Origin of the sequence: Calothrix sp. PCC 7507, assembly GCF_000316575.1 — a bacterium.
Classification (GTDB): Bacteria; Cyanobacteriota; Cyanobacteriia; order Cyanobacteriales; family Nostocaceae; genus Fortiea.
In genome coordinates, this window is record NC_019682.1 from 6,857,983 (window position 1) to 6,882,959 (window position 24,977).

Sequence of the window (24,977 nt, forward strand, 5' to 3'; positions counted from 1 at the left end):
TAAATAGAAGCTAGGCATTTATAAACTTTTGTTCATCATGTCAAATATAAAGTATATCTTCCCTAGCTTCTAGCCCCTAATCTCTATTTAGACAGCGCATTTTCTAAATCAGCTTGTAAATCCAGGGAATGCTCAATACCTACCGAAAGTCTGATTAAATTATCCTTAATTCCTCGTTTTAATCGTTCCTTCTCTGGGAGAGAACCATGAGTCATCTTCGCTGGATAACAAAGCAGTGACTCAACACCTCCCAAACTCTCAGCTAACAAAAACAACTTGAGTCGAGAAATGAATCTTTCCACCTCAACAAAACCACCCTTTAATTCCAAACTAATCATCCCTCCAAAGCCAGACATTTGCTCTTTGGCAAGTTGATATTGCTCGTTACTAGATAAACCTGGATAATAAATGCGATCGACTTTGGGATGCTGGGCTAAAAACTCAGCTAACAATGAAGCATTTTTTTCATGTTCGCGCATTCTTACAGCGAGGGTTTTAATCCCGCGCAGCACTAACCAGCTATCAAAGGGACTAGGAATAGCCCCGATCGCATTCTGATAAAATTTCAGTTGAGAGTTGAGTTCTTCATTAGATGTAACAACCGCGCCACCAATAATATCGCTATGTCCTCCTAAATACTTCGTGGTGCTGTGAACAACAATATCAGCACCTAACTCTAATGGTCTTTGGAAATAAGGACTAGCAAATGTATTATCAACTACCAAAATAATGTTGTTTTTACGGGCGATTTTTGCTAGGGCTGCAATATCAATAATTTTTAACAAGGGGTTGGTAGGGGTTTCAATCCAAATCAACTTAGTATTGGGTTGAATTGCAGTTTCAAAGTCTCCAATGTGATCAATATCTACATAGCTAGTTGTTACACCCCAATTTTTCACCACCTTTTCTAATAACCGATAAGTCCCACCATACAAATCATCACCTGCAATGATATGATCACCAGTTTTCAGCAGGCTTAATACTGTAGTAGTCGCAGCTAATCCAGACGCAAAGGCTAAACCGAATTTCCCATTTTCAATTGCAGCTAAAGCCTCCTCTAAAGCTGTTCTAGTAGGGTTTCCTGTGCGTGAGTATTCATAACCTTTGTGTTGACCTATGGCTGATTGCTCATAAGTAGAAGTTAAATAAATTGGCACAATTACAGCACCTGTTTGGGGGTCTGGTGCTTGACCTTCATGAATTGCTCTGGTTTCAAATTCCATTGTTTCCTCTGAGTTCTTCCTGAGTTTGACTAATCCAATATCTAATTAAATCGGCTCTAGTAATTAATCCAATGGGTACATCATCCCGCTTAATAATAATTCCCGTTGTTCCTGATAATAGCACTCGATAAGCTTCAGAGATATCAACTTCTTCATCAAGAATTGGCAGCGGCTTACCCATAACTGCTAATACATTTTGGTTAGAAAAATTGATGCCATCATGGAGAAATTTCATTAACGAAGCTTCATTCAGACTACCTACCACCTGGTTATTATCAATCACAGGTAGCTGAGATATATTTAGTTGTTGTAGGAGAATTGTCGCTTGACTTAAAGTATCGCGGGGACTCACAGCAACTAGGGAGGGGAAATCTACTTTTTGTGAGAGAATCTCACCAATTTTAATAGATTTGGTTATTTTACCTTCCCAAAAACCATTTTCTTGCATCCAGATATCTGAATATATTTTATTGATGTAGTTTCTGCCTGTATCTGGTAACAGTACAACAATATATTTAGGTTGTGATAATCGAGATGCATATTTGAGGGCTGCGGCTACTGCTGTACCACATGAACCTCCGACTAATAATCCTTCTTCCCGTGCAAGACGACGAGCTAAATTAAATGATTCTTTATCGCTAACCCGAATCATTTCATCGACTAATTGCCGATTAAATGTTTTGGGAATAAAGTCTTCACCAATTCCTTCGACTTTGTAAGGTTTGGGACTATCTCCAGAAAGGATAGAACCTTCTGGATCTGCACCAACAATAATAATATTTGGGTTTTGCTCTTTGAGATATTTAGCAACTCCAGAAATTGTGCCACCAGTACCCATCGCAGCGACGAAAACTTCTACTTTGCCTCCGCTATCTGACCAGATTTCTGGGCCTGTGCTTAAGTAATGTGCTAAAGGATTGTTGGGGTTTTCAAATTGATTTGGTCTGTAAGCACCTGGGATTTCTTTGGCTAGTCTTTCGGCGACGCCATTATAACTTTCTGGTGAGTCGGGCGGTACGGATGTTGGTGTAACAACTACTTCTGCACCATAAGCTTTGAGGAGGTTAATTTTATCCTGGCTCATCTTATCGGGCATGACGAATATACACCGATATTTTTTAACGGCGGCGATTAGTGCTATGCCTACGCCAGTGTTTCCTGCTGTAGCTTCGATGATGGTGCCACCGGGTTGTAATAAACCTGCTTTTTCGGCAGATTCAATCATGGTGAGGGCTATTCTGTCTTTGGTACTTCCGCCGGGATTGAGATATTCAACTTTGGCGTAAATGGGTGATGGGATGTTGGCGGTAATTGTGTTTAATTTGACTAATGGGGTTTTGCCGATTGTTTGTAAGATGTTGTTGTGAGTTGCCATGATGGGTTTTTGTTGGTGGTGGGGAACGGGTGTGGCATTTTGGGTGTATTGGTTTTTGGCGTTGCAAAATGGAAAGATGAAAGAGTTTCACGCAGAGAAGAGAAGTTGAGATTAGGATGTGGGTTGGAGGTTTGGCTGGAGTTTGAGGAGTCTGTCGGCTGCTGTTTGTAGGGTTTCTGGTCTTTTGCTGAAGCAGAAGCGGATGAAGGTGTTGCCTTTTTCTGGTTGGCTGAAGAAGCTGGAACCGGGAACTACGGCTACGCCTATGTTTTTGATTAGGTGGTTGGTGAATTCGATGTCTGTTTTGTAGCCAAATTTGGAGATGTCTGCAAATACGTAGTAGGCTCCTTTGGGGAGGAAGTAGGGTATTTGTACTTGGTCTAGGATGTGTAAGATGCGATCGCGCTTTTCGTGATAGAGTTGGGCGAGTTCTTGGTAATAAGATGGTGGTAGTTGCATGGCGGCTACTCCGGCTCGTTGTAATGGTGCGGGTGCGCCGACGGTGAGAAAGTCGTGGACTTTGCGGATGGCGTTGGTTAGTTCGGGGTTGGCGAGGATGTAACCAACTCGCCAGCCGGTAACGCTATATGTTTTGGACAGTCCGTTGATGGTGATGGTGCGTTCTGCCATTCCAGGAAGGTTTGCTAGGGCTATATGTTGACTTCTGTCATAAAGTATGTGTTCGTAAATTTCGTCTGTGAAGGCTAGTACGTCCCATTTTTGGCAAAGTTCGGCAATGAGGGTGAGTTCTTCACGGGTGAAGACTTTGCCTGTGGGGTTGTGGGGAGTGTTGATGATGATGGCTTTGGTGTTGGCGCTGAAGGCTTGACGCAATTCGGTTTCGTCAAATGTCCAATCGGGGGGATGTAGGGTGACGTATCTGGGGGTGGCGCTGGCTAAGATGGCATCGGGGCCATAGTTTTCATAATATGGTTCAAAGATGATTACTTCGTCACCTGGATTGACTGTTGCTAGCATGACGGCAGCCATTGCTTCTGTGGAACCGCAGGTGACGGTGATTTGGGTTTCTGGGTTAATGTCTAAGCCTAAATACCAATGGACTTTTTTGGCGATCGCTTCTCGAAATGGGCGATCGCCCCAGGTAATGGCATACTGGTTAACATCTGTCTCAATCGCTTCATAGGCTGCCTGTTTTAATTCCGGCGGACAGGGAAAGTCGGGAAAGCCTTGGGCTAAATTCACTGCACCATGTTGCAGTGCTACCCGCGTCATTTCTCGAATCACGGACTCTGTGAATTGCTGTGCTTTTGCTGAGATTTTTTGGCGCTGAGTGTTTGTCACCTGTCTTCTTCCCTGCTGTATATTTCTGTTGTGTGGGAATTTTTCATTCCTGATAAAATCCATAATATCTGTGGATTTACCGTAGTATACTCAACTTTTATAATGGGGAATGGAGAACAGTCATCAGTTAACTGTTCACTAACAACCAACAAACACCATGAAATCTCTGCATCGTCCTGATCTTTATAGTTGGTCTAGTTTCAACCCGGCAAGAAATATTGATTTCAATGGGATTGCCTGGATTCGTCCAGATGGTAACATCCTGATTGATCCAGTAGCTCTATCAAATCACGATTGGAATCACCTGCAATCCCTCGGTGGTGTGGTTTGGATTGTGCTGACTAATTCCGATCATGTGAGATCAGCGAAAGAAATTGTTGATCAAACCTATGCGAAGATAGCTGGGCCAGCAGGAGAAAAAGAAAACTTCCCCATTCATTGCGATCGCTGGTTATCTGACAATGATGAGTTAGTACCTGGATTAAAAGCAATTGAACTCCAAGGTTCAAAAACTCCCGGTGAACTGGCGCTGTTGTTAGAAGAAACAACCTTGATTACCGGGGATTTAATCCGGGCGCACAAAGCAGGTAGTTTAACTGTGTTACCAGATGACAAATTGGTAAATCGAGAGGAAGCGGTGGCTTCAGTGCGGCGACTGGCGGAATTTACTCAAGTTGAAGCGGTGTTAGTGGGGGATGGTTGGCCAGTTTTTCGGGATGGAAGCGATCGCTTAAAGGAACTCGTAGCGACGTTGTGATTAGGGGATATTGTATAGTTTCCAGCGTATCTAAACAGATTTTTGGGGCGGAGGCTTTGGACGCTAAAATATTGGGAACAGATAGTTATGCTTCAAAGCTGATGAATATCAATATTGAGATACCTGATGACATACGTATTTATATTGAGGCACAAGTGATTACAGGTACTTACAACAGCATCGAGGAGTACTTTCTGGACTTGGTGCAGCAAGACAAAAAAAGTAAGGCACAAGCAAAGTTAGAAATGCTTTTGCTTGAAGGTATTAACTCGGAAGCTCAGGAAGTAACACCAGAATATTGGCAGAATTTGCATTCTGTTGAATCTTAAAGTGATGTTGTGATTAAGGAGAACTGGTTTTAGAAACTTCTGGACTGCGAATCATTAAGTATCCCTTATCACCTTGTTGAATAGCGATCAATGCAGGGCGATCGCTCGGTGTTGCATTTGCTGGTAAAGCTTTAAATAAATATATCCAGCCGCTACGCTCTAGGAGTAAGCGCCAAATTCTCAACTGATTGGGATTACTGGTGTCAGTATCTTCCGTACCTCGTAGGTCATTAAATAGACCTCTATCGCCAATGATTTTGTAGCCTTTCAACGTGGGATTAGTAAACACATCATCAAGTTTGCGCCCCACTGCAAACTTTTCTTCAGGCGAAATCAGAGCAATTACAGGTAAAGTGGAATTTTGCCCAGCATCACGCCGAGCATCAGCAATACCTTGGGACTGCGCTAACCAAAAAATCACAATTAAGACCCAGGAGACAATGACAATTTCATTGATTAAGGAGCGCAGAAAATCCACAAAGCGCAGTTGAGAAGAACTATATACAGCCAGAGAATTCAATAATTTAGCGCTTCTAGATTGTTTACGTTGGGTAGCGGGGATAATGCGATTTGAGAGTAAGTAGTTAAAAATCCTAACTACTATTTCGCTGACGATCGCAATTAACCATAATGTGATGTTGATAGCAACTGCAGTCAACAAAAATGCGATCGCAGTTTTGCCAATAGCCCAGACATCCCCAAAAAATATTTGCAGGGGAACCATGAGAAACGACTGTGTAGGTAAGTCTAGGTTAGAAACTTCTAGCTGAAAAAAGTAGAAATATGACCAGCGATAAATCCAGCCAGCAAAGAACAGCGCCGCACCGAATAAACCAATTACGCTGGTAAACTTGCCTAAAATATTTGGGTCTGGGGAAGGATTAGGGTTTGAGGTCACAGAAACACTCCAAGCAATAGTCTACGGTGTACACACAAGTTCTCGAATTACCCCACCCTAAACCCTCCCCTTATAAAGGCTACCGTGTACACACAAATCGGAGTTACTTTGAGATCCGGGTTCTACCCCCCTTAATCCCCCCTTGTCAAGGCTACGGTGTATACACAAGTGACTTATTTTGCTCAAAGCGCTCTCAGACCTAACCCCCAGCCCCTTCCCTACGAGGGAAGGGGAGCCAATCTTTAAAGCCCCTCTCCGCGTCGGAGAGGGGTTTGGGGAGAGGTCTGCCGACTTGTGTATACACGGTAGCCTTGTCAAGGGGGGAGACTGTTCCCTCACCTTTATAAGGCTACGGTGTACACACAAGTAGACCCAGAGCGAGTTTCCAGCCAAAAAAGGTGGATTCAAACTGCTTAAGCCCCCGAGTCAAAGTAGTAATTCCTGGAGGTTTTTGAGACTTGTAACCAGACCAACCACCAAGACGAGCAATAATCCAGGTAGCCCAAGGTAAGGAATGAGGAGGATAGGGATTTTGTTGACGTGGAGTGTGACCTTCTACAGTTGGTGCAAGAGTAGATAAACATTGCTGTTGCTCATCCGAAAAAGCTAGATTTGCAGACAACTCAGGATTATCCCGTCCCTGAATCATTTGTAAAATTCGCACAGCTACTGACAAAGCTAAAACACTCAGTCGCTTAATGGCAGCAATGGACTCAAGCTGAGTAGCTTCGAGATTTAAACCAGCAGTTTTGAGGATGGCAAATAGTTGTTCAATTCGCCATCTCCATGTGTACCATCTAATGATTTGTAGTGCTTGTTCCAAACAAACAACGTGGTGGGTGGTCAACAATCGCCAATGAATCGGTTCAGTACCCGCAGGTGGGTTGACTTCCACTGCTTCCACTGCGTAAAGTTTCACGCTAGGCGGATAATCTTTGGCACTCAATTTCTCTGGACGTTGAATTTTGACCATCGCACAGCGCACAATTAATAATGCTTCTCTTGTAGTTCTACCAATACGTGGATCTGCTGGAACGTCCACGGTGTAAGTGCCCTCGCTCGGCTGTTGGTTTAAATACGCATACAGCGATTGGGTCTTTCCTATGAGGCGACGGTCAATGCGCGCTCTGACCAACACGTGATTTTTGCGATTTGGTACGGTCGTAAATTCTTCATACATATCGCTTTCTCTATCGGCGATATGAGTCACCATTTTGGCATTACCAATACTTAAACATCTTTGGGTTTCATCGGCTGAACGCAGCCATTTGTATGATTCTTTTTCCTCTATCGGTAACTTTTTGTAATTTCGTTCATGCTTATCGGCATGGTCTATCTCTCGCGTCCACAGTTGTACTGTGCTTAATCCCAATGGAAATCCATTCTCTGCATCCAATACTAAAGTTGGATGAATATAAAACCCTACGTCTGTGTTGTTTCCGACTACACCTAGACCCTCTGCTTTCAACCTACCAACATGAGACTGCAAGTTAATTTCGCTACTATCACTGATGGCTAATATATGCTTGTCTTCTACCTGTGATACACAGTGGTCTGATAGGCTGCCGACTAATTCCCCTATTGTCACATTCTCATTCGACAAAAAGCGGTAGTACCCCACCTGTTCTGCTCTATTTCTACTTATTTGGCGAATGCTGACTGATTGATGTTTTTCCATTGCTTGGTACAATGCTGCCCCCTTTTTATCAACCTTGGGTCGCCAAAAGCAATTCCATCCCACTGTTGAGCGTGAATCATTATTGGATTTTCCACCACCTTTTACTCCCCACAACTCCTTCCCTTAGTAGTTTACTAGCACTTGTGTGTACACCGTAGCCTTTCCAAGGGGAGGGTTAGGGTGGGGTAATTCGATAACTAATTCGCAAATTTTCGCACTTGATACTCTGCTAGCTCCAGCAGCTCATAATTATCTCCGAATGCTTGAGCGAAATTTTTTTCTATAGCCTGTAAATCGGCTTGGGGTATGGCTTGCCACTGTTCCTTTGTTTCCCAACGAACTATAAAGATAACTTCTGTGGTGTTGTGGGGATTAATCCAGACTTCTTTACCCAGAAATCCTGGATACTTAGCTAGTGCTGTTGTCCAGATTTCCGCATCCTTTTGGATGTAATTCTCCCGCAGTTCGGGGGTGACTTTAAACCTGAGCAGTTCTATAACCAAACTCTACGCTCCGATGTGTTTGCGAATTTGCCAAAATAGAGTTGTAGGCTAGAATAACGACGCTTCTAGCATAGCCTGATTGCGTACAGGAGTAGTGGGCTGGTTTGAAATCAATAGGAGAAAGAAAATATGGATAATAACAATTGGATGCAGCAGTTATTAATGCTGGGTATTGGTACTACGTCTTTGGTAGCGGACAAACTGCGACAAGTCGGCGATGAATTGGTGAAGGATGGTAAGCTCAATCCTGAGCAAGCTAAAGCCGTAATGGATGATATTGCACAGCAGCTCAAGTCTGAGCAAGGAAACTGGGATGCCCAAATGCAACGCCAAATGCGAAATATGATGCAGGATTTGGGCGTGGCTCGTCAGTCTGAAGTAGATGAACTACGGGGCAGAATTGACCGTTTAGAGCGTCAAGTGCGCGATTTAGAAAATAAACTTTGGCGTTAAAATATCCGTTGTGATTTAAACTAAATGTGTCCTGTTAGTCATCCTATAGCCAGACTACTTAAAATAGGGAGAACTGATTTTGAAAGCAATTTTACTCAGTGTGGCGCTCATGCTGACATGTGTGGTGGTTTTGGTGTTAGCGCAAGTTGGCAGTAGACAGGACTCTGCGATCGCTGCTAAATTAACCCAAACTGCACCAGTAGCCACTACTATCGCTGAAAACAATACCTTAGTTGCAAATAAAACTATGTCTGATGCCAAAGTTGTCACCACCCCTTCTGGATTAAAATACGTTGAGTTAGAACAGGGGACTGGAGATACTCCTAAAACTGGACAAACGGTTGTAGTTCACTACACCGGCACTCTCGAAAATGGTACTAAGTTTGATAGTTCACGCGATCGCAGCCAACCCTTCAGCTTTAAAATCGGCGTTGGACAAGTGATTAAAGGCTGGGATGAAGGACTTAGCACGATGAAAGTAGGCGATCGTCGTCAGTTAATCATCCCCTCAGAGTTAGGTTATGGCGCTCGTGGCGCTGGTGGCGTGATTCCACCCAACGCGACTCTACTTTTTGATGTGGAATTGCTGGAAATTAAATAGGAAATGGGGGGATTTTGTCATTTGTCCTCTCTTTTAAAGTTCTGAGCGGAGGAAACCTCCGCTCAGAGTTTGCGCGTTGTCATTTGTCCCCACTTCAAAATAAAAGTTAAGTTCATATTTAAACAAAGATCGCGCATAAACAATTCAAATATAATCGTTTCAGGCAAAGGTGGCTATCATGCAACCTACTAACGCATCCAGATTAAAACTGTTAGACTCAGCAAGTTATTACAACTCAGATAAATTTGTTATAGTAGAAGCCTTGCCAAAGTTACATTCTGTTGTGATTAATTAAATTAACTGAATTATTTTGTATATTTTTATCAATCACTCGCAATTAGATTCTAACTATAGTTGAATATAAGAATAAGTAGATAGGCATTGATAGACAGACCGATGTAAATGTCTGAGGAAATTTTACAAAACTCAACTGATGGACTTGATGGAGCCAATCTACTTAAGTAGATAAAGTCTATTCCATTCATAAATAAACAAGGGAGAAAAAATCATGCAAGATATGCATTTTACACCCCTAACTGAGAAAGATAAAAAGAGAAATCTATATCTAGATCGAGTGAATCATGCTCCCTACTATGTGATTTTTTTCGCACTCCTCGGTGTGTTGTTGATTTTTACTATAGGTACATTACTAGCTGCTTTTTAGAGAATTCAGGAGTCAGGATTTAGGATTCTGAAGTAAAAAAGGCTTTGACAGGACTTACGCATACCTCCTACCTCCTGTCTCCTGTCTCCTGTCTTATCCCACAGGGTTAGCGCGTCTCAAAGCCTATTGACAAGCGGACTTGCCAGATCAGCAATCAAGTTGGAAACAAAGTGGCACTATCCCAGCTAGGTTAAGATTTAGTCCATCTAGTACGCCACGGCGTAAATAAAGCTACTATTCTAAAACCACGAAAAGCCTACAGCATATATACTAAAAACGGCTTAGAACTGTCATTCTGACCAAAGGGAAGAATCTCCGAGATACTTCTCTTCACTGCGTTACGCTCAGTATGACAAAGTTCAGCTTTTATCCGTTTGTAGTATACTTCATACTTTCATACTTCATACTTCAGCCTTCTTGTACTAGTGGTTTGTCAATTTTGTTTTGAGGGGTTTTTGGTAGTGCGGGCCGAAAAGCCCGCGTGAGCGAGACGCTCACACTACAGTCCCTCATTTCAACCCTGACAGACTACTAGGTGCAGGGTTCGAGTAATGTCAACAGGATTTGAGAAATGAATTCTCGTATCTTCGTTTTAACCTCTGTTTTCTGCATCTATAGCGTGAACGACTTCAAAAGTAATAGTTGTTTCTCCACTACCCCTGTGCATCTGGGCACTGATTCCGACTTTAACTAACACACTGCCAGAGGCGGTAAATTTAATCGCATTACCAATCAAGTTAATCAGTACTTGCCGCCACTTAATTTCATCAGTGCAGATATATTGGGGAACATCGACGGCACAATCAAATCGCAACTGCAAGTTTTTATCTTTGGCTTTCAATACAAACATATCTTCGATATTAGCCAGTAAGTAATGCAGATCAAAGTTATTTGTCGATAAAACCATGCGTCCCGCTTCAACTTTGGACAAGTCTAGCACTTGGTTAATCAGTGTCAACAAATGCTCTCCGCTGCGATGAATAATGCCAAGATGATCTTTTTGTGCGGTTGAGAGATTTGCGTCTTGGTTCATCAGTTGGGAAAAGCCGAGAATCGCATTCAGGGGAGTTCGCAATTCATGGCTCATGTTAGCAAGGAATGTGCTTTTAGCACGGTTGGCAGTTTCGGCGGTATCTTTAGCCTGTTCGAGTTCTGCTTCTATTTTTTTGCGTTGCGTAGCCGCCGCCACGGCATCGCTAATTTCCTGTTCTAAGCGAACGTTGTCTATGAGCGTTTTTTGTGCCTGCTTGCGATCGCTAATATCTTGAAAGGCGGCGATCGCATATTCTACACTACTTTAGTTTCAAACCCCTCACACATAAAGCTTTATTCCTTGAGTTTTTCGACGACAGTATGGAAGTCATCTCACTTATCTTGCTCTGATGTCAAGTACGTTTTTATCCCCTTGGTTATGCTTGTATTGCTGAATTTGTCAAGTTAATTTTATACTAAATTAGATGAGCTTACCCTGTCTTATCCCAATGATAATTATTCACGCCGACTTACTTATCTAACAGAAAAGGCTTCACTAAAGCGCCGCGTCACAGGCTCCATAATGAATGTCAAAATCGACTTTTTGCGAGTGACAATTTCGCCATTAGCGGTCATTCCTGGGGTAAATGTGATTTCTTGACCCCGAACATTCACTGAGTGTTTATTCAGCTTAATTCTGGTGGGGAAAACTAAGCCTAATTCCTTATCAGCGATCGCATTCGGACTGACGCGGACGACATCACCATCAATAACGCCAAATTCTTGAAAGGGGAAGGTCGCCATTTTTACCTTTGCTTTCATTCCCTGACGAATAAATCCAATATCGCGGTTGAGGACTTTGACCTCTAGAAGGATTTCTTCCCCTTCTGGTAAAATTGACAATAGCTCTTCACCGGCTTGTACTGGCCCTCTAGTGGCTTTGATTTTGTAGATAGTCCCGGAAACAGGAGCTTTGATAGTTTCTTCATTTTGTTGATTTCTCGCTTGCTCCAACTGACCAGCAACGTTGGTGAGTTCTTCTTTGCGCTTGTTGATCTGAGTCAAAATCTCGCTTTGGCGTTCTGATGCTAAACGCTCTTGCTGATTGCGAGCAGCTTGATAGGCTTGTTCAGCTTGGCGAATTTCTTGGAATTGTCCAGCAATATCCTTCTCTAGAGATGATACTTTATCTTGAGCCTCGGTGATTCTATTTTGAGCGTTAGTCACCTCATCTTTAGCCTTGATAATTTCTGTATTGGCACGATTTAATCTTTCTTGTGCATCCAGATAATCGACTCTGGGGATAGCACCGGGAGTAGTGAGGGTGCGTAGGCTTTGTTCTCGTTGTTGAGCGATCGCTAAATTGCTCTCAATTTTAGCGCTGATATTTTTTGCATTCGCCAAGTTAGTTTGAGCATTAACAAAGCTATTTTTGGTGTTAACCAAATTTTCTTGCAACTTAGTCAAGCGGACTTTAGCTTGAGCGATGATTGACTTTTGACGATTTGCTTCCGCTTCGGCGCTGGCTTGACGTGCTTGGAAGTCTGACAGACGGGAGTTTAACAGTTCATCTTGCAATTTTGTCCCAGTATTTTTGACACCGATACGTTCTGCATCCAAACGCTGTAAGTCTTCTTGAATCAACTTAGTAGCTTTAGTCAGACGGATGACATCAGCTTGCTGCAAGTTGGGATCGCGTTGCACTATAACCTGGTTTTTAGTGACGCGATCGCCTTCTTTTACCTTCACAGCGAGGATGACACCACCACCGAGGGATGTTACAGGCCGCACTTGAGTTGAAGCAATTAATTCCCCTGGCGCGGTTGCGACTTCATCAATTTCTGAGAAATTCGCCCAGGCGATCGTCCCCAATACTATTACGCTCATCGTTCCCGCTAACAATCTCGTATAGAGGGGTGGTAATTCCTGTACTGCTTTACCCAATTCATAAGATAACTGTTCGTCTGGTTTAGCAAATTGCTGTTTTGTCTGACGCGCTTGAGGAGCATTAGCTGCTAAAGAAGATTTCATAAGAGTTTGGAAAAGGGAAAGTGGGGAGTGGCGAAGTGGGGGAATGGGGAGATTGAGGGAGTCGGGAGTCGGGAGTCGGGAGTCGGGAGTCATTAATTATTTTTTCCTTACCCAATCCCCAATCCCCAATCCCCAGTCCCCAGTCCCCGTGTCAAACGGCTAAATAGCGCCGGACAAAATTTTCTAATGTCTCCAATTGGAAGTTAAAAATCCTTTCTAAATTGGTTACTTCCTCTCTGGTGGAGAAAAATTCATTGGCCAGTAAAGTGCGATAGGTTCCCAATGCTTGTTGTGTTTGGGGATTAAATAAACCTAATGCACTGCGTAAGCTATCAACAGCAAAGAGTGGCGGGTTAATCACGAGGGCTTCTTTGTGGAAGATGCGACTAAAAATTTGGGGAATCTCTGCACGTGCTAAAATCTCTGGGCCCCCAACGGCTAAAGTTTGGTTACGAGCGCCTGCAACTGTGAAAGAATCCACCACTATTCTTGCTAAATCATCTGTACTAACCACAGAAGTGCGGTTTTTGGCGTCACCGATTAGTAAATATAACCCTGTTTCCCGAAAACGTTCTGCTAATGATAGCAAGTTCGATGCTAATCCAGCTGGGCGTAAAATAGTGTAATTCAAGCCACTGGCTACTAAATATCGCTCGACTGCTCGTTTAGCTTTGAAAACGGGAGCATCTTCATAACCCCGATCTGCACCCAGCACAGAAATAAATACAAAATGCTCCACTCCATTGGCTTTTGCTTGATCAATCAGTTCAATGTTGGCGCGGTAATCTAAGGATAAGGCATCACCATCAGAACCGTGGGCGCTAATAATGTACTGGATGCCCTGACAAGCTTTTTGGATATCCTGTTCCCGTTGCAAATCACCAATAAAAATTCCCGCTCCTCGGTGTTCTAATTCGCCGTAATGGGAAGTGAGGCGGACAAATGCTCTCACTGACTTTTCTTGCTGGCGTAAAAGTCGCACGACTCGGCGACCAATTCCTCCGGTTGCTCCAGTTACCAGAAACATAAAATGACCTAATATCAACTAACACTTTTGGGGGCTGGGGATTGGGGGCTGGGGATTGGGGGCTGGGGATTGGGGACTGGGGACTGGGGACTGGGGACTGGTGAATAGGAAAGGAATTTTACTCCCTTTTCTCCCTGCTCCCTGCTCCCTGCTCCCTGCTCCCTCTCTACCCCCTCACCTCTAAGGCTGGAACTTTTTTCGCTCTACTTTCCAGAAAGTTCTGCTTCTGAAGAATGTCATAAAGATTAATATCTTTTTCTAGTAGACAAGCATGTCCGCTGTAGGGTAGTATCACGACTTCGGAGTTTGGTAGGATATTGGCCAAATGTCTCACTTCGCAAACAGAAGGCAAGAGGCGATCGTAGACACCGGCGATTAATAAAGTTGCTTGAGTAAGACGGCGTAGCTGTGCTTCCTCAATATGAAACTCTCTGAGCAAAGACAATCGCCAATGGACTGTTTCTGGCGGTACTGAACGCATAGTTTTTAGTAATTCATGGCGATCGCTGCGTGATATCCGCGGCAGAAAGGCTAAAAATGGTAATAAGCCTAATGCGCCAATCTCATACAGGCATGGATGCACTAAGTCAGTTAGTTGAGATGCCCAATTTAACCACGGGCGCAGATGAAAGCTGGAAGCCGGATTAATGAGGATAATACGCTTAAACAGATGGGGCGCTTTGACAGCTACTTTCATCGCCAATGCACCCCCAAAGGACTCACCACACAAATAAACTGGTCTTTGGGAGTTTTTTTCTAACTCTGCATGAATTAAGTCCAATACATTGTTACTCAGTTCATCCCATGTAGTTAGGTCTTTGCGGGGAATCGCCAGACACCGGACATCAAAGCCGGCTTCTAATCCAGCAGTTTGCGATCGCAATAGTTCACCAGTTCCATCCATTCCCGGCAAATATACAAACAGCGGTAGTTCTGGCTGTATCCGTTTGGGAGTGAGGAAACATGGTTTTAGCTCTACTTCTGGCATGGCAAGATCAGATTTTAATTTTTTGTTTTATAGACTTTTTTCTATGGATTCCCCAAATTTTACTTATGGTAACTAATGGGTATTTTAAGTGTTACAGTGAAGTCAAAATTCTCATAGAATCATAACGCAGATAGCTAAAACTACATAAAATCCAACTTTTTTAATTAAGAAATACAGCAATTAGCTGTGAGGAGGGAGTTAAGAGCCAACTCCAGACTGCTATAGGACTACTATTTGATTTTTGAAATATACGTAGGGGAGCCACTGCGTTGGACGGGTTTCCCGGCTTAAAGGAGCCAGCCGTGTGGGCGGGTTTCCCGACTTGAGCGGACTGGCGTCAAGTGGCGTTGGGCAATGCCCACCATATCCGGGTTTTGGTGGGCATTGCCCACCCTACAGATACGGAGATTTTTTCAGAAATCAAATAAGATTGCTATATACACAGGATATATATAGGCAAGGTCAATTACTAATTGTACTCTGCCATACAAATATCAAACTCATATTTGATTTTTGCCAAAACACAGTACAACTCAAATAGCCTTCTTTCCTGGATTATTTTTGCATCAGATATATAGATGTCTAAATTAGGATTGGCTTTAACAGTTATCAGCACAATAACTGCTGCAAGCCGTGCCAGGACTTAAGTTTCCCACGAATATAAGCAGTAGGTTTCAGATCTGGGATTTACCCCCTGACTGGAACCGTGATAACTGTTAACTGATTTAATAACAACCTTGACGCAGTAAATTCACGATTTCATGATGACAGTGTTCTGTTAGTTCAGTAACAACAGTTTTTGCTCTTTTTCCCTGATATTTTGCTTGATATTGAGGCTTAATCCAATAAGGATTACCAATTAATACGGCAACCCGACGATATAAAACCAAGGGATGCCAACCTGGCTGCTGAAATGCCGGTTCTGAAGGGTCAAACAAACTCAACAACCGTAGAGGGAAAGCAGGAGTATTTACTTCTTCTAAGGAGGCGATCGCCATTGGCAAAATAGCCAAATCATTTACATCAGCTCGCAATGCCAAATGAGCAAAACCCCGCTGAAAGTTACCTAATTGAGAGGCTTGAGTAAATTTTACCATTGGCTCAGTTCCCTCTGGAAATACCCCCACCATCTGCTTAGACTGCAACAAAATTTCTGACTGCTGGAAAAAGCTCTGCTGGCGATGTTGGCTTTCTTCTAAAGGAAAGCACCCCAATGGCCCTGTGACAATCTCTCGCATGATTGGTACTTGTCCCATGTAGTGATGACAAGCAAAGCGAATCGGACTCGATAGCGCCGCCATTAAAACCATTGCATCCATAAAACTGCGATGGTTACTCACCACTAACACGCTCGCATCTCTGGGAATACGATCCTCATAATAGCAAAACATTTGGGTCGAGAGTGCCGCCAAGAAAGCGCGAGACATCTCTAGGGGGCTATTTAGACTCATGACTAATTAGTATATCTTTCAGAAAATATCGCAATTTATTATCTTGACTTAACTTTTACATTTCTTTATTACTGCTACTACAGTCTTAAGGTAGAAATGTCTTAATCCATAGAGGCAGCTATATGTTCTGAGTTGGAGTTTTTGTGTTTACAGTCACAATCAATGCAATAAAAGCTTTCATGAAAAATTATTAGCACCTACACTCAACCTTTCAGCACTAAATTAGCTGGACTTATACATATCATCAAACAATCGTTAACCCAATAAATTTGCTAGTATGAATGTGTTATTTGAAAAATTGGGAGTAATGTAATATAATCACTTGGCTTTGACGATATAAGTAAGATAGAAACCGTTTTAATAAGTTAATTTTTATTTTGCATGAATCTAGTGAATAAAACAGAAAAGACATTTGCACTGACAACGCCGCTTTATTATGTAAACGATATACCCCACATAGGTAGTGCTTATACAACGATCGCCGCTGATGTCGTAGCACGGTTTCAGAGGCAGTTGGGAAACCGAGTACTACTGATTACAGGTACAGATGAGCATGGGCAAAAAATCCAGCGGACAGCCGAGACTTTAGGAAAAGCACCGCAAGAATTTTGTGATCAAATCGTTCCTAGCTTTGTCAGCCTGTGGGAATTATTAAACATTCAATTCGATCGCTTCAGTCGGACTACGGCGCCTCGTCACGAAGCGATCGTCAAGGAATTCTTTGGGCGTGTATGGGAAGCCGGGGATATATATTTAGGACAACAAAAAGGCTGGTATTGCGTATCCTGTGAAGAATTCAAAGAAGAACGGGATCTACTAGAAGGACACCGTTGTCCAATTCACACTAACAAAGAAGTCGAGTGGCGAGACGAGCAGAACTACTTTTTTCGCTTATCTAAATATCAAACTCAACTCACAGAATTTTATCAATCTCACCCAGATTTCATTCAACCATCAAGCCGCCGTAACGAAGTCTTAAGCTTCGTGAATCAGGGGTTACAAGACTTTTCGATTTCGCGGGTAAATTTAGACTGGGGCTTTCCTGTACCAAATGATCCCAAACATACCCTTTATGTCTGGTTTGATGCTTTGCTAGGTTATGTCACAGCATTATTGGAACCCGATGCTGAACCAACCTTAGAAAACGCTTTAGCCAAATGGTGGCCAATCAATTTACACCTAATTGGCAAGGATATCCTGCGCTTTCATGCAGTGTATTGGCCAGCAATGCTAATCTCTGCTGGCTTACCCTTGCCAGACAGAGTATTTGGGCATGGATTTTTGACCAAAGATGGTCAGAAAATGGGTAAAAGCCTAGGGAATACCCTTGATCCCGTAGGTCTAGTCCAGCAATATGGTAGCGACGCCGTTCGTTATTACTTCCTTAAGGAAATCGAATTTGGCAAAGATGGCGATTTTAATGAAGTTAGATTCATTAATGTTCTGAATGCAGATTTGGCAAATGATTTAGGCAACTTGCTCAATCGCACCTTGAACATGGTGAAGAAATACTGTGCCGGCAATGTGCCACCAGTCGCAAATACAGCCATGACTGCTGAAAATCCTTTAAAAGCGATGGGTTCACATCTAGGGGAACAGGTAAAACAAGCCTACGAAGCGCTAGCTTTCAATCAAGCTTGCGAGGGCGTCCTTTTGCTGGTACGGGCTAGCAATAAGTTTATTGATGAACAAGCTCCTTGGTCATTATATAAGCAGGGACAGCAGCAAGCATTAGCAGAAGTGCTATATGCAGTTCTAGAATCAGTTAGACTAGCAGCTTATCTCCTGTCTCCAGTGATTCCGAATATCAGTAACGATATTTATCAACAACTGGGTTTTGGAATCAACTTTAACGATCAAATAGAAAGTGCTATTGCTGCACCTTTTTGCACCCATGCTGAATGGGGGTTACTATCCAGTGAACAACAATTGGGTACACCCCAGCCAGTTTTTAAGCGACTAGAACCCCTAAAAAACGATTAGACCAAGCCCCTTTGGGGTAGGACTTTTTAAATTTCATACTTTTAAGTGTGAAGATCCCCGTTTTTTATTCCTGTTCCATCTTAAAATTTTTGATTTTGCTCAACTCCTAATTTCTTGCAAAAACTTTATCAGGGCTGTTTTTATTAGCTCTGAAAGATTATCATAAGCCGTTCTATTTTTGTATCAAATATTACAAGCATAAAATCCGAGGTATGACAATGATGTTGAATAATTTGGAAAATGATTCGATATTTACACCAGAACAAGTTTTGGAAAATAGAGGTCGAGTCGCTATATTTATTGATGGCTCAAATCTGTTTTATGCCGCACTACAACTTGGAATCGAAATTGATTACACGAAGTTGCTATGTCGATTAACTGGCGGTTCTAGACTGCTACGGGCTTTTTTCTACACAGGGGTAGACCGGACTAACGAGAAGCAACAAGGGTTTCTCTTGTGGATGCGTCGTAACGGCTATCGAGTCATCGCTAAGGATTTGGTACAGCTACCAGATGGCTCAAAAAAAGCCAATCTGGATGTAGAAATAGCCGTAGATATGATGGCTTTGGTAGATTCATACGATACAGCTGTGTTAGTCAGTGGTGATGGAGATTTAGCCTACGCCGTGAATTCAGTTAGTTATCGCGGTGTGCGGGTTGAGGTTGTGAGTTTGCGCTCCATGACTAGTGATAGCTTAATCAATGTGAGCGATCGCTACATTGACTTAGAAGCCATCAAAGAAGACATCCAAAAAACTCCTCGTCAAAGCTATCCATATCGACCATTATCCACTATAGGTTTCTTAGAAGACCCCAGAGATACTGACGGACAGCTAGAAATCCAAGACTAATGAAGCATCAACAAAACAAGAATGTTGATAGTTGACAGTTGACTGTTGACTGTTAACAGTCAACGGTTAACACGATGAAATATGCAACTTAAATGCCGGCTAGCTTACCTAGCTTTAACCTTTTTCTTGCTAATTGGTTTGGTTGCTTGTGGGGGTAGATCCCCTAAAGCTTCTAAACCAAATGCTTCTGGTTCCCCTGAACAAGATGAGAATAGTAAGCTGACTTTTTTTGGTGTTGCTTTTGAACAGTTTGATGAAGTAGGGCGACCAGTTTGGAAAGTTAATGCAAAAGAAGCAAAATATACTAAAGAAAAACAAATTGGTCAGGCTGAAAGTCCATCTGGAGAACTCTACCAAGATGGCAAAGTAGTTTATCAAATCAAAGCCGAAAAAGCAGATGTTGAACAGGATGGGAAGCGGCTATTTCTTAAAGGTAAAATAGAGGCTACAGACCCTCGTAATGGCATTGTTTTGCGAGGTAATGAATTAGAGTGGCGTCCCAAAGAAGATTTATTAATTGTTCGCAACCAACTCCAAGGTACTCATAAACAATTACAAGCAGTAGCGCAAGAAGCACGAGTTAAAACCCGTGAACAACGGATGGAATTTTCGGGAGGCGTAGTAGCAAACTCCGCTGATCCCCAAGTGCAAATGCGAACTGAGCATTTACTTTGGCAAATCAAAGAAGAAAAATTGATTGGCGATCGCCCTGTGCAAATTGACCACTACAAAAATAATCAAATTAGCGATCGTGGCCGAGGTAACGCTGCCGAAGTAGATTTAAAAACCAAGATTGCCACGATCAAACAAAACGCTCAAATAGAAGTACTAAACCCACCAATACAGATAGCGAGTAACTCTATAGCTTGGAACATCAGTGCGGAAACTGTCTCGACAAATTCGCCCGTGCGCGTGGTACATAAAACCGAAAATGTGACCGTGACTGCCAATCAAGGTGAAATGAAGATCCCACAAAAAACAGTTTATTTAAAAGGTAATGTTAATGCCATTGGACACCGTCGCCAGTCTCTGCAATCTCAAACTCTAACTTGGTTTCTCGACAATAAGTTGGTGGAAGCTCAAGGTGATGTCGTTTATAAGCAAGCCGACCCGCCATTAAATTTTACAGGTGAAACAGCCGTCGGCAATCTGCAAACCGAAAATATTGTCGTCAGAGGCGGTAGTAATAAAGGTCGGGTAATTACAGAGATTATTCCCCGGGGAAAAGTTCAGGGTCAATAGTCTTTGGGACTGGGTAATGGGGACTGGGGACTGGGAGAATAATTTTTGACTCCTAACTCCTGACTCCTGACTCCTGACTCCTGACTAACTTCTAAACAAAATCTCATTACGACTGGTTGCACCTAGTTCGGGTAGAGGCTTGATAACTGAATTAGGTGCGAGGGTAACGGGGACTTCCGGTGCTACTTGCAATTGTTTAACAAGATTTTGCAGTAATTGGTCTTGTCCAGCACGGAAACCAGAGACATTTGTACCACGGTTGAGGATAGCAAACCAAACCAAACCGCGATCGCGTGTTGGCATTACTCCAGCTAAGGCGCTAACATCCCGGAGAGTGCCTGTTTTCATCACTGTACCAGTAGGCATATGTCTAGCGTGCATCGTCCCCCGATGCTCGAAACCAGACATAGGGAATAAGTCAGCTAGAGTTAGCTGGTTGGCTGCTGCTTCCCTTTGCATTGCCATAAACATAGCGCAAACAGCCCTAGGAGAAATGCGATTTTCTGGGCCTAGTCCGGAACCATTGATTAACTGAATTTCCGTATTTGGGACTCTAGCCAGCCTCGCAGCTGTAGACTGTACAACGGCTGCACCCCCCACCGACTCTGCCAACATTTCTGCTATTTCGTTGTTGCTGTAGACGTTCATCTCCTTGATGATTTGCCTTAAAGGTAAGGAACGGTGACGAACTAGTAAGTTTTGTTGAGGATTTGCCTGTGTCCCTAGTTTCACAGTCCCCACAATCACGACTTTTGGCTTAGGCGTGCCCTTGGGCATAATCGAGTGGATATAATTTTCTGGACGAGTCCAGGTAGCGGAATTCAGTGTTTGCTTGAGGAACTGACCAGCAAGCAGTGGATGACGCTGGAAATTCATCGCAAAACTGCCAGTAATCACCAAATTTCCCTTTACTTGCTTGATCCCCATTTTATTGAGAGTATTACCAAGAGCGATCGCTTCTTCCCATACAAACATCGGATCACCGCCACCAGCAATCACCAAATCGCCCTGTAATACGCCATTGACGACTGGCCCTGTGGCACTCACCACAGTCTCAAATTGGTGGTTTGGCCCCCAGGTTTTAAAAGCCACCAGTGAAGTTGCAATTTTGGTTAAAGAAGCAGCAGGTAAAGCGATCGTACCTTGGTGATTAGCCATCAACATTGGCCCCGACTGCATCCAAATTCCCTGACTCTGCACCAAATTTTGCGCCACCAGCTTTGATGTGATCAACCCTTTCAAATATCCCTGTACCGTATTAGCACCAGCTGGATTTGGATCAGGGGCAAGAACCAAGCCAGGGCTACTTTGCCAAGCCAATGTATCCAAGGCATCTAAAGGTTTGATCTGTACCCCAGCCATTTCTAACCAAAGTGAAACCAAACCTGAACCTAATATTTCCAGCATGTTTTATTCCTCTATTAGGATGTGTAACGTTGTTTCCTGTGCTAATATACGAAGCTTTGTTATGGTCATCAGCATGGAGTCATAATAACTGGTGTTTTCACCATCTGGAAGTAGGTTGGATAACATTGTTTTAGTCGCCTACTTTACAATCAAATAATAATAAATACTTTTTGTTATTTGAGCAACATAAATATCACTCAATCTGTTTGGTAAGTATATCTTTTAATTGGGATTTTATACTAATAAAAATGTAGTGGCGTGGACAGACTAAAATGTTGCATTAATTAAATCAAATGAACCGCCCATAACAGGACATCTCGTTCAGTTGCCATTCAGGATGATACCGATTTGAAAAAAGAATACAACAGATACAAGCGATGCTTTGGGGAGGGAAGGTTTTGCGCCAGCAAAGCCGGAGTGGGGTAATGCGGATCGTAATGCTAAGTGAGTAGAGTCAGTATCATGTCTTTTTAAGTAGTCTGACAGAATTAATTACACAATGTCATTGCGTAGGCGAAGCCTTCCCGTTCGCGCAGCGTCTCCGCAGGAGAAGGGTATGGAGCGTAGCGGAATGTTCGCGGAGCGTTCCCGCAGGGTAGCAATCGCAGGGGTTGGGATTGCTTCTCTTCTCACTCGGGGAGACGCTGTTCGCGTTCGCTCCGCTCGCAATGACTGTAAATATTTTTGTCCGATTACTTAAGGGTTTCACGTTAAGTGGACACGTATGGGTTTCCCCGCCCTGGACGACAATCCATGTGCCGCAATCATTAATTAAATTGGTATGACAAGCCTCAATTTGTGCTATGCATGGCTTTATAGGCTAGGCAGAAGACCTCTTCCTTTCTTCAGTCCCCAGTCCTTTTTTTATGTGTTCCAGTGTATGCGGTTTCTGATAACTACTTAGTAGTACAACAAACCTTATTCAAGGGGTAAAAATGCCAAAGTGACAAAATCTACCCCTAATGCTTACTTCCTTTCTGGATGACCCGTTTCTTCTGGTGAATGAGTACCCATTTGATTAATTACGGCAATCATCTGATACAAGCGACCTAAATCTCGTTGATTAAAGTACAAAATGAGACGGGGTAGCTTATATGTTTCATCTTGACCTTCTTGCGGTAATACCTGGCTTTTTTCAATCCTTCCTTTCACAAGGATATCGCTGAATTCAGCATTGAGTTGCTCTACTTCAGATACTGATAAATCTGTCGTCAGCCGGATTACCAACTGCTCCCCTACATAGCGACTAGAATGATAAACTTGGTAAAACCGGGTAATAACATTGCAGGCCACGTTTAGGTCGTCTGTCACAGTGTAAAGACTGGGGTCTTCGGGACTAACCAGACCTTTTTGCACCAATTGCTCATCAATATATTTGCTCCAAGACCGCCAGTAATCACCACCCGGCGGATCTATTAATACTAAAGGTACAGGGCCAAATTTACCTGTCTGACTTAATGTCATACACTCAAAAGCTTCGTCTTGGGTGCCGAAACCACCAGGAAATAAAGCTACTGCATCACTTTCTTTGAGGAGAAAAAGCTTACGTGTAAAGAAATATTTGAAGTGAATCAGCTTAGAATCACCCTCAATCACTGGGTTGGCTTGCTGTTCAAATGGCAGATGAATGTTTAAGCCAAAGGAATTTTCTCTTCCAGCGCCTTCGTGTCCCGCTTGCATGATGCCGCCGCCACCGCCTGTCATGACCATAAATCCCAATTGAGAAACAGCGCGAGCAAACTCTACTGCCATGAGGTATTCTGGGGTCTCTGAGGCTAGACGAGCAGAGCCAAAAATAGTGACTTTACGGACGTGTCGGTAAGCATGAAAAAGCTCGAAGCCGCGTTCCATATCTGCTAAAGCAGCCGACAATATTTTCCAGTCGAGACGGTCAATGTCACTATCCGCCAGACGCAATATGGTTGTAAGTGCCTGCTTAATAAATTGCCGATGTTTTAACGTCGGTAAGCGATCAATTAATTCAGCGATATCCGCTTGGAGAGACTCTAATGTGTCAAACGACGCAGATGAGGTCATGAGAACTGTCGCCACAATGGCATTATATTTTACCTAATTTTGGTGCGCTATTTATCAAAGACTGCTTTGCCTAGCCTGGGTAATGGGGATCTGTAAGCGTTGCTCTTTGGCATCAAAAAGCACCTTTGGTTAATTATCAACCAAGGCGCTGATGACGACTGACATCGCCAACATTTGCTTGTTGGAGCGAAGTCGCCAAAGTGAGTCTCTACTTAGAACAGATGTAGCTCACTACGCTCCTGGAAAAACGCGATGCTACTCCAAAAGTTATGCTTCAAACTTAACCCACTTGAGATGACTGGTGCAAACAAGTGTAGATACAAAGCTTAGAGAAGTTCGGAGTGGCAACTACCCTTTGCTTCCCTGCTGCTGAAGCAGACTTGACGCGCAGCCTGTAGGAAGAGGGGCTTGTATTAGACATTAGCTGCTTCCAATCCATTCTGACGCTGAACAGGGAGGTTTTAATCCCTTACTACCCAAAGATCAATTATTCAGTAGAAGGAGGAGTCCAGGAGCTTCCTTTTAAGGAATAACAGAATTAGTTTAGCAGCGACAATCTGAAACTGGTGTCCACCGTCAAAAGATTTGTTGAGACGCGAAATCTCGCGCCTCGCCAATTATTTGACAAATATTTACCTAAACCTAAAGCAAATGGACAATTCAAAAGGATTTACTGCCGATTAAGCTTCAAAGATACTTTTCCAAAGTGTTAGCTAATGTAGTTTTAGGCACGGCACCGACGACCATATCGACTTTTTGCCCACCTTTAAAAATCATTAACGTGGGAATGCTGCGGATACCGTACTGACTGGCAACATTAGGATTCTCATCAGTATTGACTTTAACAACTTTTAATTGACCTTCATACTGAATGGAAATTTCATCTACAACCGGAGCTACCATGCGGCAGGGACCACACCAAGGCGCCCAAAAGTCAACTAAAACAGGTACTTCACTGTCGAGTACCTCTTGCTTAAACGTAGAATCCGTAACTTGTGCGGCTGCTGACATGCCTAAAAACCTTTGCCAATTATATTTCTGACTTTCGTGAAAATTCTACCATAGCAAAAACAGCTGCTTGGAAAAGCAAGGATGTACATTTGCAAAGAAGCTCTAGATTTTATTCACAAACATAAGGAACCGCCCGAACAGTAGTCCGGGCGGAGTGTGGTGTGAGGAGTGAACGGAAACATGCGTCTCCGCTA

General features: G+C 43.1%; 20 protein-coding genes and 1 pseudogene. 7 read left to right on the forward strand and 14 right to left on the reverse strand.

The features are described 5' to 3' along the window. Positions 1–83: 83 nt before the first annotated feature. From CAL7507_RS29395 to CAL7507_RS29405, 3 genes are all read right to left on the reverse strand, one after another. Positions 84–1,223, reverse strand: coding sequence for a cystathionine gamma-synthase (locus tag CAL7507_RS29395; RefSeq protein WP_015132131.1), 1,140 nt, complete (start codon positions 1,221–1,223; stop codon positions 84–86). Then, positions 1,213–2,598, reverse strand: a complete 1,386-nt coding sequence (locus CAL7507_RS29400; RefSeq protein ID WP_015132132.1) for a cystathionine beta-synthase — start codon at positions 2,596–2,598, stop codon at positions 1,213–1,215. The genes CAL7507_RS29395 and CAL7507_RS29400 overlap by 11 nt, the downstream gene beginning before the upstream one ends. 111 nt (positions 2,599–2,709) lie before the next feature. Next, the gene (locus tag CAL7507_RS29405; RefSeq protein WP_042341669.1) at positions 2,710–3,900 is read right to left on the reverse strand and encodes a pyridoxal phosphate-dependent aminotransferase; all 1,191 of its coding nucleotides are present in this window, start codon (positions 3,898–3,900) and stop codon (positions 2,710–2,712) included. Positions 3,901–4,057: 157 nt separating this feature from the next. Here CAL7507_RS29405 and CAL7507_RS29410 point away from each other — a divergent pair, with 157 nt between their 5' ends. Then, positions 4,058–4,657, forward strand: a complete 600-nt coding sequence (locus tag CAL7507_RS29410; RefSeq protein WP_015132134.1) for a hypothetical protein — start codon at positions 4,058–4,060, stop codon at positions 4,655–4,657. Positions 4,658–4,713: 56 nt separating this feature from the next. Then, on the forward strand, positions 4,714–4,986 hold the full coding sequence (locus CAL7507_RS29415) for a type II toxin-antitoxin system ParD family antitoxin (protein ID WP_236556834.1): 273 nt from the start codon (positions 4,714–4,716) through the stop codon (positions 4,984–4,986). Between the two features lie 13 nt (positions 4,987–4,999). On the opposite strand, the gene CAL7507_RS29420 is transcribed toward CAL7507_RS29415, so the two are convergent. The 3 genes from CAL7507_RS29420 to CAL7507_RS29430 all read right to left on the reverse strand — a co-directional run bounded on the left by CAL7507_RS29420 (position 5,000) and on the right by CAL7507_RS29430 (position 8,065). Next, positions 5,000–5,884 carry a hypothetical protein gene (locus tag CAL7507_RS29420; protein WP_015132136.1) on the reverse strand — a complete coding sequence of 295 codons (885 nt, stop codon included), beginning with the start codon at positions 5,882–5,884 and terminating at the stop codon, positions 5,000–5,002. A gap of 349 nt (positions 5,885–6,233) precedes the next feature. Continuing rightward, positions 6,234–7,562 (reverse strand): IS4 family transposase, encoded by a 1,329-nt coding sequence (locus tag CAL7507_RS29425; protein ID WP_042342587.1) that lies wholly within the window; start codon positions 7,560–7,562, stop codon positions 6,234–6,236. A 197-nt stretch (positions 7,563–7,759) separates the two neighbouring features. Further along, positions 7,760–8,065, reverse strand: a complete 306-nt coding sequence (locus CAL7507_RS29430; RefSeq protein ID WP_015132138.1) for a TIGR03792 family protein — start codon at positions 8,063–8,065, stop codon at positions 7,760–7,762. 129 nt (positions 8,066–8,194) lie between these two features. Here CAL7507_RS29430 and CAL7507_RS29435 point away from each other — a divergent pair, with 129 nt between their 5' ends. Both CAL7507_RS29435 and CAL7507_RS29440 read left to right on the forward strand, forming a co-directional pair. Further along, positions 8,195–8,518: a phasin family protein gene (locus CAL7507_RS29435; RefSeq protein WP_015132139.1), complete on the forward strand. Its 324-nt coding sequence runs from the start codon at positions 8,195–8,197 to the stop codon at positions 8,516–8,518. Between the two features lie 79 nt (positions 8,519–8,597). Next, on the forward strand, positions 8,598–9,119 hold the full coding sequence (locus tag CAL7507_RS29440; RefSeq protein ID WP_015132140.1) for an FKBP-type peptidyl-prolyl cis-trans isomerase: 522 nt from the start codon (positions 8,598–8,600) through the stop codon (positions 9,117–9,119). Between the two features lie 1,256 nt (positions 9,120–10,375). On the opposite strand, the gene CAL7507_RS29445 is transcribed toward CAL7507_RS29440, so the two are convergent. The 5 genes from CAL7507_RS29445 to CAL7507_RS29465 form a co-directional block, all read right to left on the reverse strand. Then, on the reverse strand, positions 10,376–10,972 hold the full coding sequence (locus CAL7507_RS29445) for a two-component sensor histidine kinase (RefSeq protein ID WP_015132143.1): 597 nt from the start codon (positions 10,970–10,972) through the stop codon (positions 10,376–10,378). Positions 10,973–11,289: 317 nt separating this feature from the next. Next, entirely contained in the window at positions 11,290–12,786 is a 1,497-nt protein-coding gene (locus CAL7507_RS29450; RefSeq protein WP_042341670.1) for an HlyD family efflux transporter periplasmic adaptor subunit, read from the reverse strand. 151 nt (positions 12,787–12,937) lie between these two features. Then, positions 12,938–13,813, reverse strand: a complete 876-nt coding sequence (locus CAL7507_RS29455) for an SDR family oxidoreductase (RefSeq protein WP_015132145.1) — start codon at positions 13,811–13,813, stop codon at positions 12,938–12,940. Positions 13,814–13,979: 166 nt separating this feature from the next. Continuing rightward, positions 13,980–14,801 carry an alpha/beta fold hydrolase gene (locus CAL7507_RS29460; RefSeq protein ID WP_015132146.1) on the reverse strand — a complete coding sequence of 274 codons (822 nt, stop codon included), beginning with the start codon at positions 14,799–14,801 and terminating at the stop codon, positions 13,980–13,982. Between the two features lie 725 nt (positions 14,802–15,526). Then, a complete protein-coding gene (locus CAL7507_RS29465) occupies positions 15,527–16,252 on the reverse strand; it encodes a 1-acyl-sn-glycerol-3-phosphate acyltransferase (RefSeq protein ID WP_015132147.1) in 726 nt (241 codons plus the stop codon). 381 nt (positions 16,253–16,633) lie between these two features. On the opposite strand from CAL7507_RS29465, the gene metG reads away from it, so the two are divergent. From metG to lptC, 3 genes are all read left to right on the forward strand, one after another. Beyond that, entirely contained in the window at positions 16,634–18,235 is a 1,602-nt protein-coding gene (gene metG / locus CAL7507_RS29470) for a methionine--tRNA ligase (RefSeq protein WP_015132148.1), read from the forward strand. 221 nt (positions 18,236–18,456) lie between these two features. Further along, a complete protein-coding gene (locus CAL7507_RS29475) occupies positions 18,457–19,086 on the forward strand; it encodes an NYN domain-containing protein (RefSeq protein WP_042341673.1) in 630 nt (209 codons plus the stop codon). An 81-nt stretch (positions 19,087–19,167) separates the two neighbouring features. Continuing rightward, positions 19,168–20,328 (forward strand): LPS export ABC transporter periplasmic protein LptC, encoded by a 1,161-nt coding sequence (gene lptC, locus CAL7507_RS29480; RefSeq protein ID WP_015132150.1) that lies wholly within the window; start codon positions 19,168–19,170, stop codon positions 20,326–20,328. An 84-nt stretch (positions 20,329–20,412) separates the two neighbouring features. Here the strand turns inward: lptC and CAL7507_RS29485 are convergent, their stop codons facing one another. The 3 genes and pseudogenes from CAL7507_RS29485 to trxA form a co-directional block, all read right to left on the reverse strand. Next, a complete protein-coding gene (locus CAL7507_RS29485; protein WP_015132151.1) occupies positions 20,413–21,735 on the reverse strand; it encodes a D-alanyl-D-alanine carboxypeptidase in 1,323 nt (440 codons plus the stop codon). 966 nt (positions 21,736–22,701) lie between these two features. Continuing rightward, entirely contained in the window at positions 22,702–23,772 is a 1,071-nt protein-coding gene (locus CAL7507_RS29490) for an LOG family protein (protein ID WP_015132152.1), read from the reverse strand. A gap of 687 nt (positions 23,773–24,459) precedes the next feature. After that, positions 24,460–24,807 (reverse strand): annotated as a pseudogene (trxA, locus tag CAL7507_RS29495) (thioredoxin); the annotation flags it as partial. Between the last annotated feature and the right edge of the window lie 170 nt (positions 24,808–24,977).